Origin of the sequence: Aeromonas sp. 600282 (assembly GCF_049175755.1) — a bacterium.
GTDB lineage: Bacteria > Pseudomonadota > Gammaproteobacteria > Enterobacterales > Aeromonadaceae > Aeromonas > Aeromonas veronii_A.
Window position 1 is genome coordinate 121,629 of sequence record NZ_JAAKVR010000008.1, and the last position, 14,854, is coordinate 136,482.

Here is a 14,854-nt window from a genome sequence, read left to right on the forward strand (position 1 = left end):
TCTCTGTTGAGTAAACATATACATTTTTCCGAAATAAAATTTTAGTTTCATGTAGAGAGACATCAGTGATAGCGTATTGATAAAAATGAAATTTATGGATAATCTACGTGCAAGTAAAATTAAAGGAAACCTGAAAAGTGAGCAAGTATATGGAGGGTGTCGAAAAGGTTTATTCGTTATCGAATCAACCGTGGATGAAACATATGGACAGAATTCAATCGATTCTAAATCCTGCATGGATGACGGAACTTGAACGTATTAATGCTATTCAAAAGTCGATTCTTAGGCCTGAAGTTGCACAGCTTTATCAAACCATAAATACATACAGCTCTAATCTGACTTGGTTGGATGGATTTTCCCAATTGGGAATACAAAAACACTTGAGGTCTATTGAGCGAAATTTTCCAGCGTTCAATAATTTCCCGCACCTCCCTAACGAGTTTATTTTGACATTAAACTTGTTAAAACAACATCTGGCTTTGGTTCAAAGTATTGATTTTGATGCTTGCTCAACCGAATCAGTTGAATATGAAGATGTCTCTGATATTTCCAGTGTATTATCTGAGGTAAACGAAACACTTAGGGAAAGTAATTTATCTCTAAATTCATTATTAGAGGCATTTCAGAAACTTCCGGTTGCTTTTAGATTTATCATACTGTTGTTTATAACTGAAGTAATGATTCCGATAAGTCTTGATATATATGTTAAACCTGCTATTGAAGAGTTTCTTAGGAACAATGATGAATCTCGCAGGGTTCAGTCTAATACGATTAAAAAAATCCCTAAAAGTATTGGTTTAGATGTGACACCTCTAAACAGATTTATTAGCGGAGATGAGGTTAGATTGAGAGCTTCACCATCTATAAAATCAGAGGTAATTACGACTCTAAATTTTGGGCAATCTGTATACGTTATTGAAAAGAATCGTAGTTGGATAAAAGTTGCAATACCTCAAAAACAAGGTGAAGCGTTAGAAGGCTGGGTGTTTACTGAATATACAAAACGCTTTAATAAATAGCACTAGCTAGCTGTACAAGATATGGTCATTCTATTGATGGTAAAGTGTTCCTTTGCCGATATTGCCACATAAATATATGTTATTGATGAATGACAATAGAATGGTGTGACAGCGAAAGTGATTTGGTGAAATATCCGAATAACAAATATTACTTACTCAACAATATTTATCTATTAGCAGGTCAAAGCTTTCTTTTTATGCCAAGGCAGGTAAGCTGCGGGGCAAATAGTGTCAAGCAGGAGAAGGGATGATGACAGAACAACATTTCGCCGGGACGATCGGCATTCTGGGAGCGGGGTGGCTGGGGCTGCCGCTGGCGCGGGCCCTGCTGGCGGCAGGCAAGTCGGTGGCGGTGACAGTCAGCAGCGCCGAGAAGGCGGCCCGTCTGCAGGGGGAGGGGATCGCTGCCTATCCGCTGACGATTTCTGCCCATATGTCGGATGCATGGCCCATCCCCTGCGAGAGTCTGGTGATCTGCGTACCACCCAGCAAGACCGATGACTACCCGCAAGCGGTGGCAAAGGCCTGCGCGTTGGCCAAAGCGAATGGCACCCGGCGGGTGCTGTTTGTCAGCGCCACCTCGGTATGGGGGGCGGGTCAAGAAGAGGGTGAGCAGCCCAAACCGCGCCATGCCCGTGGCGAGCGGATGCTGGCAGCGGAGCAGGCGGTGCTGGCGGCCGGTTTCGAGACGGTGATGATAGTGCGCCCCTCCGGCCTTTATGGCCCGGATCGCCATCCCGGCCGTTTCCTCGCGGGCAAGACTCTCGATGGCGGCGCCCAGTCGGTCAATCTGGTTCATCTGGACGATGTGGTGGCGGCTTGCATGCTGCTGCTGGAGCGGGGCAAGGACGGGAATGTTTTCAATCTGAGTGCGCCTGTGCATCCGCGCCGCGAGCAGTTCTACCCCTTTGCGGCGCGCCAGCAGGGGCTGCCCGTGCCGGTCTTTATCGAGCCTGCCGGTGAATTTCAGCCCATCGACGGTCAGCTGATTTGCCAGCAGATGGGATTCAACTATCGCTGGCCCGATCCGGCCCACTGGTTTGCCGAGCTCGCCGCCTCGGGTAATTGAGGTTTGCCAAGGGGGTGATCGCCCCCTATCATGCCGCCATCCATGAGAGAGAGGCGGTAATGATGGTAGATACAAAACGTCACCCCGATGGGGAGTTGTTGCTGAGAACCCTGGCAATGCCAGCCGATACCAACCCCAATGGCGACATCTTTGGTGGCTGGATCATGTCCCAGATGGATATAGGTGGGGGCATTATGGCCAAGGAGCTGGCAAAAGGACGTATTTGTACCGTATCCGTCGAAGGCATGACCTTTCACAGTCCGGTCAAGGTGGGCGATGTGGTCTGCTGCTACGGCCGCTGCATGAAGATCGGCCGCAGCTCCATGAAGCTCAAACTGGAGGTGTGGGTCAAGCCGGTACTGCGGGAAAACGACGCCCAGCGTTACTGTGTGACCGAGGGGATCTTCACCTATGTCGCCATCGACGAACAGGGCAAATCCCGTCCGGTTCCGGTGAGTGCCTGATTAAATCAGCCGGGCATTGATGATGGATATTTCCTGCTCAAGCCCGGTTTTTTGCCGTATCATGCGTTCCAGCATCTCTTCCGAGCCCACATATTGCAGGGTGTCAAACAGGCAGAGATCGCATTGAGGGTCCCGTCTTATCTGATAGACGGTGGCCAGCTCCACTTGATGACAATTTCCTTGTTGATCATAAAACGTCACGTTGTACCGAAGTTCTTTCGCCATGAGACAAGCTCCTTCTGGTTGGGTGGAACAGGGACTATCAGCTTAGTCGGCGTGAATGACGTTTGTGATGGTCGCAACAAAAAGCAAAGGCGGGCGGTTGTTAGCCAATGAAAAATAGTTATCGCATTCTTGGCACCTCCCTGCTGACCCTGGGGTTGGTAGGCTGTTTTGAGGTGCCGGATCAGAACCATCTGGTCACAGCTCAAGGGATTGTGCCGGGACTCGACTGCCAGCGTCCGCCGCTGGTAGCGTTGGCGACCACGGCGCTGCCCCGTGAATTCGGGGTGACGGTGTGGAATCTCTACAAGGGCCAGCGCAAAAACTGGCGCGAAGGGATGGACAGTTATGCCAAGGGGCAGGATCTGGTGCTGCTGCAAGAGTCGGCCACCCGTCCCGATATGCTCGACTGGCTGCGCGCCGGTGATTTCCAGTGGCAACAGCTGCAAGCCTTCACCCAGGGCGGCGTCTCGTTCGGGGTGATGACGGTGGCCAAGACCCCGCAGGCGTTCGTCTGTGGCGTGCGCTCCCCCGAACCTTTGCTGCGCATCCCCAAATCCGGGCTGGTGAGCCTCTATCCGCTGCAGGGCGATCCTGATGGCGTCATGGTCATCAATATCCATGCGGTCAACTTCGAACTGGGGATGGCTACCTTCCGCGAGCAGCTCAACGATCTGACTGCGCTGGTGCGCCGCCATCAGGGGCCGGTGATCCTGGCCGGTGATTTCAACACCTGGAGCGACAAGCGCCAGTTCTGGCTGAATAAATTGGTGGACGAGCTGGGTCTGCAAGAGGCCGTGCCGGTGCCTGACTTGCGCCGAACCGCCTTCGGTCGCCCGCTGGATCACCTCTACTACCGCAATCTGGATTTGGTCGAGGTGAGCTCACCGGCGACCGACAGTTCGGATCACAACCCCATCATTGCGCGCTTTGCCGCCCAGTCTGTGACTCCCTGACCCCAGTCTGTGACTTCCTGACAAGGGATGGTGCGAGTTCCGCTAATAAAAAATCCGGCGCCTGATGGCGCCGGATTTTTTATACGTTCTGGCGGTCAACCCGCTCGGGATGACCCGCAGGCATTACTGGTAGAGACCCAGATTCGCTTTGGCGTAGGCTTCGAAATCGGTGCAGCCGCCGATGTGCTGCTCATCCAGGAAGATCTGCGGCACGGTATTGACCGGCTTGCCGGCGCTCTTGGCCAGATCTTCTTTGGTGATCCCTTCGGCATGGATATCCACGTAGCGGAATTTGAAGTCATCGCGCTGTTCGGTCAGCTGCTCGGCGATCTGTACGGCACGGACACAGTAGGGGCAACCCGGGCGACCAAAAATCACTGCAAACATATTTTCTCTCCGTTTTTTAAGCCGTTTATGTATGGCCGTTGATATGAGGCAGGCAACAGCATAGCCCTGCCTCGTGGCGACTTGAAGCCGAAATTATCGATACCGTGATTCGAGTGGGCCTATTGGCTCAGCTCTCATCGGCGATCTGGATCGGCTGCTGCTGATAGATGCTCTCCAGCACCCCCTTCTCGAATACAGTCCAGGGCCACGGCGCCTTGCTGGCACGGTAGCGCTCATGGGTGGCCGGATCTTGGGACAGGCCGCGCTGGAACATCACGAACGCCTTGCGCTGGCCGCCCGCAGTGTCGATAAAGCCCACCAGATTGGAGGTGCCGGTGATGGTGCCGGTCTTGGCGTGGACCTTGTTCTTCATCATGGGGGCGGTGACACTGCGGCGCCACGCCAGGGTGCCATCTACCTGAGAGCTCGGCAGCAGCTTGATCAGGCCAAGCTCGGCATCATTTTTCTGGATGAAGTTCAGCACCGACATCATCTGACGGGCGCTGATGAGATTGTGAGCGGAGAGACCGGAGCCGTCAGCCAGAGTGGCGTTGCCCAGATCGATACCGTTCTTGGTCAGAATGGCGCGCACCGCCATGGTGCCGCTGCGATAGCTGCCCGGCTTGTTGTAGTAGTGACGGCCCACGGTTTTGAGGAAGGTATCGGCGTAGAGGTTGTCCGATTTCTTCAGCATCTTGGCGAGCATCACCGGCAGGGAGACCGAGTAGTGGGTGCCCAGCGTCTCTGCCCCTTCAGGGGCCTTGTGGGTGACCCGCAGCAGGCCATCATGCTTGATACCGGCCCGGTTCATCGCCCAGCGGATATTGTCCCAGCCCCAGGCTTCCACGTCGTGGATGGCGAAACGCAGCCCCTGCGGCTCTTTATTCGGGGTGATGCAGCCCTTGAGCTCGTAGAAGTTGCCCTTGGCCATGTCCACTTCCAGTGCGCAGAACTGGCGCGCCATGTCGCCATAGCTCATCACCTCCACGTTGTCGGCCCCGACCCCGATGGGGACGCCGGTGGCCACATTGCCCACAGCTGGTTTGCCGATCTGGGTGGCGGTGATGGTGGCGTAGGCGCAGTTCTTGTCGATGATGACCGAGGAGACAGGTGCTGCGAAGCAGAGGGTCTGATCTCCCCACGACCAGCCGTTGCCGCGCTCGTAGCCGTTGTAGGCGCCGGTGTTGACGTAGACATTGCCCTTGATGCTGGTGACGCCGAGCTGTTTGAACAGGGCGAGCAGATCCATGCGGGAGAGGGTGGGGTCGCCGACGAAGTTAATCCAGATATCGCCGTTGATGGTGTCACCCTGTTTGGCACCGGGTTGGGCCTGAATGTCAGTGGCGAAGCGGAAATCGGCACCCAGCTCGAGGCGGGCCGCCAGCGCGGTGAGCACCTTCATGGTGGAGGCGGGGGCGATCATCTGATCCGCATGGCGGGCGAACTCGACGCCGTTATTGCCCTGCACCATGATGGCGTACTGGCCACCCTGAGGGGGCGTCAGCGGGGCGGCATGAGCCGCCAGAGAAGAAAAGAGAGCACAAAAACCAATCAACAGCCGCTGCATAACATCCTCTAACGTGACGAAGGGCCCGGCAGTGGTGCCGACCCTGATAATTCAACCCGCCGATGCGGGATCGACGGGATAACGCAATTCATGCCATGTATGCCGGTCGCCATCATGTCATCGAGTTGGCGGTACGATAGCGACCCTCATAATCAAAAATTTTCTCTTTTATCTGCCAGAAGCGACCCGATTTGCGGGCGATGACAAAATCGGGATGACGGAACTGGCTTTGCGCGGCCAGCACGCTCGCCAGGGTGGCAAATTCGGGCTCCAGCCCCGGGGCGGGCCAATGATGACGCACAAAGTGCTGTTGAAACAAGCGCCGTGCGCCCGGGGAGTGAAATCCGAAGTATTCACTGAGGGTCAATCCATCCTCATCGTGGTAGGTCACCTCCAGCCGCTCCCCCTGTTTGCCGCGCCCTGCTGTGAGGGTTAGCCCCGCACAGCGGATCACCATACAATCCTTGAGATTGAGCGCCTCTTTGAGCTTGTCGTCAGGGTCCACCAGCAGCTGATCGCAGCTCTGGCAGCGGCGGGCGGCGATGTCGTTCTCCGCGCCACAGCCGGGGCAGATCTTGGCGCGAAAGCGGTAGTCGCACTCTTCACGGTTGCCCTCGTCATCTTCAAACAGCCCCTGACAGCGGCGTCCGTAGTGCTCGATCACCTTGCCATCCTCGTCGGTCTTGCCCCAGAAGGTGTTGGCAAAACCGCAGGCGGGGCAGGGTACTTGTACCGGCTCGGTACCGGCGTGGGGGCGAGGCTCCCCCACTTCGGGGGCGAACAGGTTGAAGTTGTTGCCCGCATAGTCGAGCACCAGACAATCGCTCTTGCCCGGCGAGAGGCGCAGGCCCCGCCCCACGATCTGCTGGTAGAGGGAGACCGACTCAGTGGGCCTGAGCATCACGATAAGATCGACATGGGGGGCGTCGAAGCCGGTGGTGAGTACCGCCACGTTGACCAGAAACTTGAGCTCGCGTGCCTTGAAGGCGCTGATGAGGGCATCGCGCTCCGGCCCCGGCGTCTCGCCGGTGATAAGGGCTGCCTGCTGGCCTCGGGCGCCCAGCAGACCGTGAATTTCGCGGGCATGCTCGACGGTGGCGGCGAAGATCATCACCCCCTGCCGGTCGGCGGCATACTCCAGCACCTGACTCAGGATATGGGGGGTGACCCGCTGCTGGCGCTTGAGCTCTCCGTTGAGATCTGCCTCGCTAAAGAGGCCGTTCTCCCTCGCCACCAGCTTGCTGAAGTCGTAGTGGACTATGGGGGCATCCACCATGCGCGGCGGCGTCAGGTAGCCGTTTTTCACCATGAAGCGCAGCGGCAGCTCGAACACGCAGTCGCCAAACAGGCGCTCGCCGTGGCTCTTGACCATGCCGTAGTAGTGGCGCCGGTAGATCCAGCCCAGCCCGAGTCGATAGGGGGTGGCGGTGAGGCCGAGGATCTTGAGGGCCGGATTGGCAGCCTTGAGATGGTCGATCACCTGATGGTATTGACTGTCGTCATCCAGCGAGACCCGGTGGCACTCGTCGATGATCAGCAGCGAAAACGCTCCGTCAAAGGCATCCAGATTGCGGGCAACCGACTGCACCGAGCCGAACACCACCTGGGCGCTCGCCTCCTTGCGATCCAGGCCGGCAGCGAAAATATCGGCCTTGAGCCCCCACGCCTCGTATTTAGCGTGGTTCTGCTCCACCAGCTCCTTGACGTGGGCCAGCACCAGCACCCGACCGCGCGCTTTGCGGGCCAGCTCGGCGATCACCAGACTCTTGCCGGCCCCGGTGGGCAGCACCACCACGGCGGGATCCGGGTGTTTGCGAAAGTGGCTGATAACGGCGTTGACGGCGTCGGTCTGATAGGGTCTGAGAACGAACATGCAGGCTTGGGTATGTCGATGTGGGGTGGTGCAAGATGGCGCCATTATAGGGTGCTTGCCGTCACAAAAACAGCGGGCCGGCATGATGCCGGCCCGCAGGGTGCTTGGGTGCTGATCAATGGAACGGGAAGATGTAGTTCATCCAGCTTGCCATGCGCAGCAGCACTTTGCGCATCACAGATACATGGTGGAAGTAGTGGGTATAGATGGCAGCCTGCCCGCTGGAGCCTGCAATTACCTGATACTTGGCCCACTCGGGGTCGGTGATGGAGATAACCACCGGCAGACGACCCGGGCGCACCGCAGTGGTTTGATCCAGCAGACCGGCGTTGGCCTGCACGTTACCGGCGGCAATGGCCGGAACCACGGCTGTCACCTTGCCTTTGAAGATCTTGCCGGGTACGCCATCGATCACCACTTCGGCCTCATCGCCCACCGCCAGTCTCTGCATGCTGTTCTGCCAGAACCAGCCGACGTAGGCGGTGTCATCCTTGTGGATGAAGGTCATCACCGGACGATACATGAAGGGGGTGGCGATCATGCCGGGGCGTAGGGCCAATTGCACCACATGACCATCGCTCGGGGCATAGACCACGGTTTGTGACTGCTGGTACTTGGCTTCCATCAGCTGGGCCTGCAGATCGTTCAGGGTGGCTTTCTGCTGGTCAATCTGGGCCACGATGTCGTCCACGTTGGCCTGGGTGACGTCGAGATCGCGCTGCTTGCCCACGCCACGGCGCATCAGGTCGCTGGCGCGATCCCGATCCAGCCTGGCGGAGCGCAGTCTCGCCTCGATGGACTTGAGGTGTTCGCGGTTGGATTCGACCCGTGCGGTGAGGCTCTCCACTTTCAGGCGGAACGGCTCGTCATCGATGCGAAACAGCACATCCCCTTTTTTCACCGGCTGGTTGGCCTGTACCGGCACCTCAACCACCCGGCCCTTGACCAGCGGCACTATGGGGGTGGAGACGTAGTAGTTGCGCGCCATCTCGGAGTAGGGGTGGTTGTAGTTCATCAGCATGATGAGGGTGCCGATGAGCAGCACGCCGCCCAGTGCTGCGGTGGGGACGGTCCACTTGTTGAGCGGGATGCGGAAGATTTTGAATATGGCGACACACAGTGCCGTGTAGGTCAGGATCAGTAGCAGGTCCATGGTTTATCCCTGTTGCTCACTCTGTTCGATAGTGTTGATACGGCTCTTCAGATCCGCCAACTCCTGCTTGAGGGCCGCCAGCTCCTCTTCATCTTCTTGCAGCCGCTGGCTAAAGCCCCAGCCGCGATCCGGCCGATAGAGGGTTGCCCAGATCCAGAGGAAGGGCCACAGCACGTGCAGGGTAAACAGGCTGACCCAACCTGCCACATGAATGGCATCCTGATGAGGGTGATTCCGATGTTTGGCAATCTCGTAAGGAATATCGTGGATAACGATGACGCCATAAAAAATGACCAGCCCGACAAAGACGAGCAGACCAAGGGCAAAATAATCAAGGGCCATTTATAACCTCCACTGGCATGACGCACAGCTTAATCATGGGTTCCAACAAGCACTAAAGCAATTAAGAATCACACATTTATCGTCAGTTTGCCCGGAATCTTAAAGCTATTTGCTGTATTGAAGCTGAAGCCGTTCGACAGTTGTCTTATTAGTCTTTTTGTCATTAAAAAAGGCGCCATCAGGCGCCTTTTTTGTACTGCTTTCGCAGCAATTTTTTGCTGTTTTACCCTTCGCTGGTACTGCTGACCAAGGGCTGGCGGAACTTCATCAGGAAGGCCACGGTAATGGCCGCCGTTGCAGTCAGGCCGATGATGGTGGAGGTCCCCATCTCCAGCCCGAACCCGATGGGGGCGTTGGCCAGATAGGTGATCACCACAGCGGTCATGAACATGGCGGGAATGGTGCATATCCAGTGCAGCTTGCCCTCTTTGATGAGGTAGGCAGCCGCAGCCCACAACATGATGACGGCGGTGGTCTGGTTGGCCCAGCCGAAGTAGCGCCAGATCACCCCGAATTCAGCCTTGGAGATGATGAAGCCAAGGATAAACATGGGGATGGCGATCAGCAGACGCTTGGCCAGCGGTTTCTGGGTCATCTTCAGGAAGTCCGCCACGATCAGGCGAGCACTGCGAAACGCTGTGTCACCGGAGGTGATGGGCAGGATCACCACGCCGAGGATGGCCAGAATACCGCCGACTGTGCCGAGCAGGCTGGTGGAGACTTCGTGTACCACGGCCGCCGGGCCGCCGTTGGCCATAGTAGCGTTGAGCGCTTCGGTGCTGTCGTAGAAGGAGAGACCCAGGGTGCACCAGATAAGGGCGATGATCCCTTCACCGATCATTGCGCCGTAGAAGATGAAGCGGCCGGATTTTTCGTTCTGCATGCAGCGCGCCATCAGCGGTGACTGGGTGGCGTGGAAGCCTGATACCGCGCCACAGGCGATGGTGATGAAGAGCAGCGGCCAGAGCGGCAGTTCGGTCGGGTGCAGGTTGGAGAAGTCCATCCCGGTGTTGTAGAAGCCTTTGCCGGAGGCGATCAGGCCAACGATGAGGCCGACCGACATGAAGACCAGCAGGGCGCCGAAGATGGGGTAGAAGCGGCCGATGACCTTGTCGATGGGGACTATGGTCGCGAGGATGTAGTAGGCAAAGATTGCCACAATCCAGTAGACCAGATCGGTGGAGGTGAGGTTGGCGAGCAGCCCTGCCGGGCTCAGCACGAATACCACGCCCACCAGCATCAGCAGCACCACGGCAAACAGGTTCATGAAGTGCTTGGCGGCGGTGCCCAGATGCTCACCGACCACGGTTGGCACCGAGGCCCCCTTGGCGCGCACCGACAGCATGCCGGAGAAGTAGTCATGTACCGCACCGGCGAAGATGCAGCCAAAGACGATCCACAGCATGGCGACCGGGCCGTAGAGGGCACCCAGGATGGGGCCGAAGATGGGGCCGACACCTGCGATGTTGAGCAGTTGAACCAGATAGACTTTCTTGTCCGACATGGGGACATAGTCCACCCCGTCAGCCATGGTGATGGCGGGGGTTTTCAGCTCGGGTTTCGGGCTGAATATCCGTTCGATGAATTTGCCGTATATGAAGTAGCCGGCCACAAGTAAGCCGACACAGAGGAAGAACCAGATCATTGCTACGCTCCTGCATTGTTATTTTTTAGTGTGCAGAGCGAGTCTAAAACGGTTGCGCCTGTCTGGCAGGTGAAACTCCCCGAGCGGCGCTTTGGCGCGCCGAGCGGTCGGCGGCTGTGATCAGGCGCACACTCCGCGGTTCAGTCCAGCCCCAGCTGATCTTTGAGCTCCTTGAGATAGCGACGACTGACCGGCACCCGGGCGCCGCTCGGAGTGACAATCTCTGCCAGCTGGTTATCCAGCAGCCGGATCTCGAAGATGGCGTAGGGAGAGACCAGATATTGGCGGTGGCAGCGCAGCAGCGGGCTCTTCTCCTCAAGTGATTTGAGGGTGAGCTGGGTGTGGAACAGCTCGCCCTGACAGGCCACATGGACCCCGCCCAGATCGGAGAAGGCATACTCCACCTGCTCGACGGGCAGCAGCCTGACCCGGTTGTGCAGATAGCCCGGAATATGTGCGATGGTGGGGGCCAGCCGCTCGATGGGCTGCGGGGAGATATCCTGCTTGAGGCGAGTCAGCGTCTTGGCGAGCCGGGCGGGCTCCACCGGCTTGAGCAGGTAGTCGAAGGCGTTCTCTTCAAAGGCCTGAATGGCATATTCGTCAAAGGCGGTGACAAAGACGATGCGGGGCAGGGGGTCGAGCATGGCGACCAGCTCCATACCGCTCAGCTTGGGCATCTGGATATCGAGGAACACCACATCAGGCTTGAGGCGCTGAATAAGCGGCAGCGCCTCGATGGCGTTGGCCGCTTCCCCCACGATCTCGATGGCAGGATCGCAGGCCAGCTGCTGCCTCAGCTCTTCGCGGGCGTAGTGTTCGTCATCGACTATCAGAGTGCGGATCATGGTTGCTCCTTGGGGATGGTGAACGACACCCGGGTCCACTGTTCCGGCTCGCACGCAATAGTCACGCCATAGCGCTCGCCAAAGGCGCTTTTCAGTCGCCGGTCTACGATGGTCATGCCCAGACCGTCGCCAGCGGGATGTGCTTGCCAGGTGCCTGCATTATCTTCCACATGGATGGTGACGCTGGTGGGATGCTCATCGGTCCAGAGGCGAATGCGCCCCTGCTCCAGCAGAGTCGAGATGCCGTGCTTGATGGCATTCTCGATCAACGGTTGCAGGGTGAAGCTGGGCAGTCGCAGTGTGGCCAGATGGGGCGGGATCTCGTTTATCACCGTCAGCCGATCGCCAAAACGGGCCAGCTCGATCTCCAGATAGGATTGGCAGTGCTCCTGCTCCTCCTGCAGAGTCGCAAGGCCGCTTTGGCGTTTGAGGTTCTTGCGAAAGAACAGCGACAGATGCAGCAGCAGATCCCGCGCCTTGTCCGGATCGCGCCGGGTGATGGCACTGATGGTGTTGAGGGTGTTGAACAGAAAGTGGGGGTTGATCTGGGCTTGGATCAGCTTGAGTTCGGACTGCACCAGCAGCCGCTGATGCTGCTCCAGCCGACCGGCCAGCAACTGCTGTGACAGCAGGTTGGCAATCCCTTCCCCCAGGGTGTGGTTGATCTTGAGAAACAGCCGCTTCTTCGGCTCGTAGAGCTTGATGGTGCCGATCACCCCCTTGTCCCCCTGCAGCGGGATCACCAGCACCGAGCCCAGCTGGCAGGCGGAGGAGAGGCTGCAGCGATAGGGCTGGCTGTTGCCATCGGCAAACAGCACCTTGTTCTGGGCGATGGCCTGCATGGTGATGGCTGACGCGATGGGGGTGCCCGGCAGATGGTGATCTTCGCCGGTGCCGATAAAGGCGAGGATCTGCTCGGTGTCCGTGATGGCGACCGCCCCAACGCCGGTCTCCTCCTGAATGATGCGGGCAATCTTGTTGCTTGCCTGTGGGGTAAAGCCCTGACTCATGATCCCCACTGTACGGTTGGCGATATTGAGCGCCTTGGCGGAGAAGACCCGGGAGAACTTCTCATACATCCGCTGCTGGTCGCGGATCATGCTGATAAAGAGCGCCGCGCCACAGGAGTTGGCCAGAATCATCGGGGTGGCGATGGTGCGTACCAACAGCAGGGATTTGTCGAACGGGGTCGCCACCAGCAGGATGATGACCATCTGCATGATCTCGGCATAGAGAGTGGTAAAGAAGGCGATGCGTGGTTCAAACAGGGCATCCGTTCGCCCCGAGCGCATCAGTCGCCAGTGCACTATGCCCCCGAGCAACCCCTCGCAGGTGGTGGAGATGGCGCAGGCGAGATCGGTAAATCCCCCCAGCGTATAGCGGTGCAGACCGCCGGTCAGCCCCACCAGAAAGCCCACCAGCGGTCCCCCCAATAATCCCCCCAAGACGGCGCCGACAGCCCGGGTGTTGGCGATGGCATCGTCGATATCTAGGCCCACATAGGTTCCGAGGATGCAAAAACATGAAAATATTATGTATATCAGTACCTTGTGAGGAATCCTCACTGAATAGTTGGCAAGCGGGCGAAGCAGCGGGCTTTTCGAGAAGAGATAGGCGATCACCAGGCTGACGCTCATCTGCTGTAACAAAGAGAGAACCAACTGCATAAAAAACGCGCCTCATCAGCCAGCCTAAAAAACAACCAGCCCGTGAATAAGTGTGATCAAGATCTTGTTCGGTTGGCCCTGCGGGTCGCAACGGACCGCCAGTTTGCCAGAACAAATGGATAAAACTACATTAAATCAGCATGTTAAATTGATATTTGTGTAAGAGGCGACAGATTGCTATTGATGGATAGAGCATGAATGTATCCGTCGGATACGCCACATGGAAGTGGCATGCTCCGCCCGGCCCCCTGGCTGGGCGTTTTTTATACATGATCAGATGGCAACCTGTTGGTGGGGATTCGTGCAATTATTCCGGTTTGTCCAATGAGTTATCCCCAGCTTCTGGGGATAACTCAGAATGCAAAGTAGTAACAGAAGCGGCGGGTCAGATTGAAGAACTGCCGCTGTCCCTCATCCAGCTCCTCCTGTTTGATAAAGGCACTGATGGTGCGTTCATCTTCCCGCAGATCGATCATGGCGACCGCTTCCGGCCGCTGGGCCTTGATATAGGGCAGGATCTTCGGCTTGAGGGGCATGGTGGGTTCGGTAGAGAGTACCAGCGCAATGCTCTCGTCGGAGAGTTTCACCAGGGATCCCGGCGGGTAGACCCCCAGCACCTTGACCAGCAACTTGACCAGATTCTGGTCGAACTTCTTCTGGGATAACTTGTAGAGCTGGCTGATGGCCTGACTCGGTGCCGCCGGCGTGCCGCTGTTGCGGGGATGAAGCAGCTCGTCGTAGAAGTCGACCAGTCCGATCAGCCGCGCCAGCGGCGGGATCTCCCCCCCCTTGATCCCCAGCGGATAACCGCTACCGTCGAGCCGTTCGTGGTGCAGATGGGCTACCTGACGAATTTTGGGCTCAAAGGCATTGAGTTGGTTCAGCATGTCAAATCCGTACTGGGGATGCATCTTGAGGAAGTTCTGCTCGGCCTTGTTTAGCTCACCACGCTTTTGGGTGATCTGGCTGGGAATTTTCAGTTCACCTATATCGTGGATAAGTCCCGCAAGCCCGGTCTCTTCCAGCTCGATGGGATTCATCCCCAGTTCGCGCGCCATCAACATGGCAATGAAAGCCACGTTGAGACTGTGCTGCAGCAGGACATCGGTGTGGGGACTGCGGATCAGGTGGAGCCCGAGGGGGCCCTCGTGCTGACTGAGGGTGAAGGCGGCATTGCGGACGATCTGGGCGGTATTGGCCAGCCCTTCATCCGGTTTGAGGTTGAGTGCCCCGAGCGCATCGCGCAGCTCGCTCATGGACTGGCCAAAGGCCTTGTCGGCGGCGCGCATGGAGCGGCGAAAGGCTTTTTCGTCAAAAGGGGGCGGGCCGGCATCAATCAGGGACTCCAGCTCTTCGAGATCGGGCCCGGCATCGGGGATATCGCCACGCAACAGTGGCTCGATAGGCAGATCGCTCTTGTCCGGATCCACCATCATCAGGCTCAGATCAAGGTGGCGGATGATATCCAGCTGCTGCTGATCTTTGATTTTGAAGGCATTGAACATAAACGGGTGGTTGGTCCATCCGGTGGGGAGATGGATATAGTGGCCTACCCGCAACTGTTCTATGGAGGCTTGGATCAGTGCCATCGGTTAACCTGCATTTCTGGAATGCCTACTCAACAAGCTAGCAAAATCCGATGGAT

The 14,854-nt window shown here is 57.3% G+C and carries 14 protein-coding genes; 4 read left to right on the plus strand and 10 right to left on the minus strand.

Features of this window, described 5'->3' with window-relative positions; all coding sequences use genetic code 11:
- Positions 1 to 137: 137 nt before the first annotated feature.
- From G5137_RS09850 to yciA, 3 genes are all read left to right on the plus strand, one after another.
- Complete coding sequence (locus G5137_RS09850; protein WP_421255312.1) at positions 138 to 1,019, plus strand: SH3 domain-containing protein; 882 nt, start codon at positions 138 to 140, stop codon at positions 1,017 to 1,019.
- Between the two features lie 247 nt (positions 1,020 to 1,266).
- The gene (locus G5137_RS09855; protein WP_421255313.1) at positions 1,267 to 2,088 is read left to right on the plus strand and encodes an NAD-dependent epimerase/dehydratase family protein; all 822 of its coding nucleotides are present in this window, start codon (positions 1,267 to 1,269) and stop codon (positions 2,086 to 2,088) included.
- 59 nt (positions 2,089 to 2,147) lie between these two features.
- Positions 2,148 to 2,552 carry an acyl-CoA thioester hydrolase YciA gene (gene yciA / locus G5137_RS09860; RefSeq protein WP_005337875.1) on the plus strand — a complete coding sequence of 135 codons (405 nt, stop codon included), beginning with the start codon at positions 2,148 to 2,150 and terminating at the stop codon, positions 2,550 to 2,552.
- Here the strand turns inward: yciA and G5137_RS09865 are convergent, their stop codons facing one another.
- A complete protein-coding gene (locus G5137_RS09865) occupies positions 2,553 to 2,777 on the minus strand; it encodes a hypothetical protein (protein WP_005337874.1) in 225 nt (74 codons plus the stop codon).
- Between the two features lie 107 nt (positions 2,778 to 2,884).
- Between G5137_RS09865 and G5137_RS09870 the strand changes: the two genes are divergently transcribed.
- Entirely contained in the window at positions 2,885 to 3,730 is an 846-nt protein-coding gene (locus G5137_RS09870) for an endonuclease/exonuclease/phosphatase family protein (RefSeq protein ID WP_005337873.1), read from the plus strand.
- Positions 3,731 to 3,853: 123 nt separating this feature from the next.
- On the opposite strand, the gene G5137_RS09875 is transcribed toward G5137_RS09870, so the two are convergent.
- The 9 genes from G5137_RS09875 to G5137_RS09915 form a co-directional block, all read right to left on the minus strand.
- Positions 3,854 to 4,150, minus strand: coding sequence for a GrxA family glutaredoxin (locus G5137_RS09875; protein ID WP_223849348.1), 297 nt, complete (start codon positions 4,148 to 4,150; stop codon positions 3,854 to 3,856).
- Between the two features lie 94 nt (positions 4,151 to 4,244).
- On the minus strand, positions 4,245 to 5,684 hold the full coding sequence (dacB, locus tag G5137_RS09880) for a D-alanyl-D-alanine carboxypeptidase/D-alanyl-D-alanine endopeptidase (RefSeq protein ID WP_421255314.1): 1,440 nt from the start codon (positions 5,682 to 5,684) through the stop codon (positions 4,245 to 4,247).
- A gap of 112 nt (positions 5,685 to 5,796) precedes the next feature.
- Positions 5,797 to 7,557, minus strand: a complete 1,761-nt coding sequence (locus G5137_RS09885; protein ID WP_421255315.1) for a DEAD/DEAH box helicase — start codon at positions 7,555 to 7,557, stop codon at positions 5,797 to 5,799.
- A 115-nt stretch (positions 7,558 to 7,672) separates the two neighbouring features.
- Positions 7,673 to 8,710 carry an HlyD family secretion protein gene (locus G5137_RS09890; protein WP_075115488.1) on the minus strand — a complete coding sequence of 346 codons (1,038 nt, stop codon included), beginning with the start codon at positions 8,708 to 8,710 and terminating at the stop codon, positions 7,673 to 7,675.
- A 3-nt stretch (positions 8,711 to 8,713) separates the two neighbouring features.
- Entirely contained in the window at positions 8,714 to 9,052 is a 339-nt protein-coding gene (locus tag G5137_RS09895) for a DUF3302 domain-containing protein (protein ID WP_257124649.1), read from the minus strand.
- Positions 9,053 to 9,275: 223 nt separating this feature from the next.
- Positions 9,276 to 10,697, minus strand: a complete 1,422-nt coding sequence (locus G5137_RS09900; protein ID WP_421255316.1) for a carbon starvation protein A — start codon at positions 10,695 to 10,697, stop codon at positions 9,276 to 9,278.
- Positions 10,698 to 10,837: 140 nt separating this feature from the next.
- Entirely contained in the window at positions 10,838 to 11,542 is a 705-nt protein-coding gene (gene btsR, locus G5137_RS09905; RefSeq protein ID WP_421255317.1) for a two-component system response regulator BtsR, read from the minus strand.
- On the minus strand, positions 11,539 to 13,209 hold the full coding sequence (locus G5137_RS09910) for a sensor histidine kinase (protein ID WP_216954170.1): 1,671 nt from the start codon (positions 13,207 to 13,209) through the stop codon (positions 11,539 to 11,541). The genes btsR and G5137_RS09910 overlap by 4 nt, the downstream gene beginning before the upstream one ends.
- Before the next feature lie 353 nt (positions 13,210 to 13,562).
- On the minus strand, positions 13,563 to 14,798 hold the full coding sequence (locus tag G5137_RS09915) for an HD-GYP domain-containing protein (RefSeq protein ID WP_216954168.1): 1,236 nt from the start codon (positions 14,796 to 14,798) through the stop codon (positions 13,563 to 13,565).
- Positions 14,799 to 14,854: the final 56 nt, after the last annotated feature.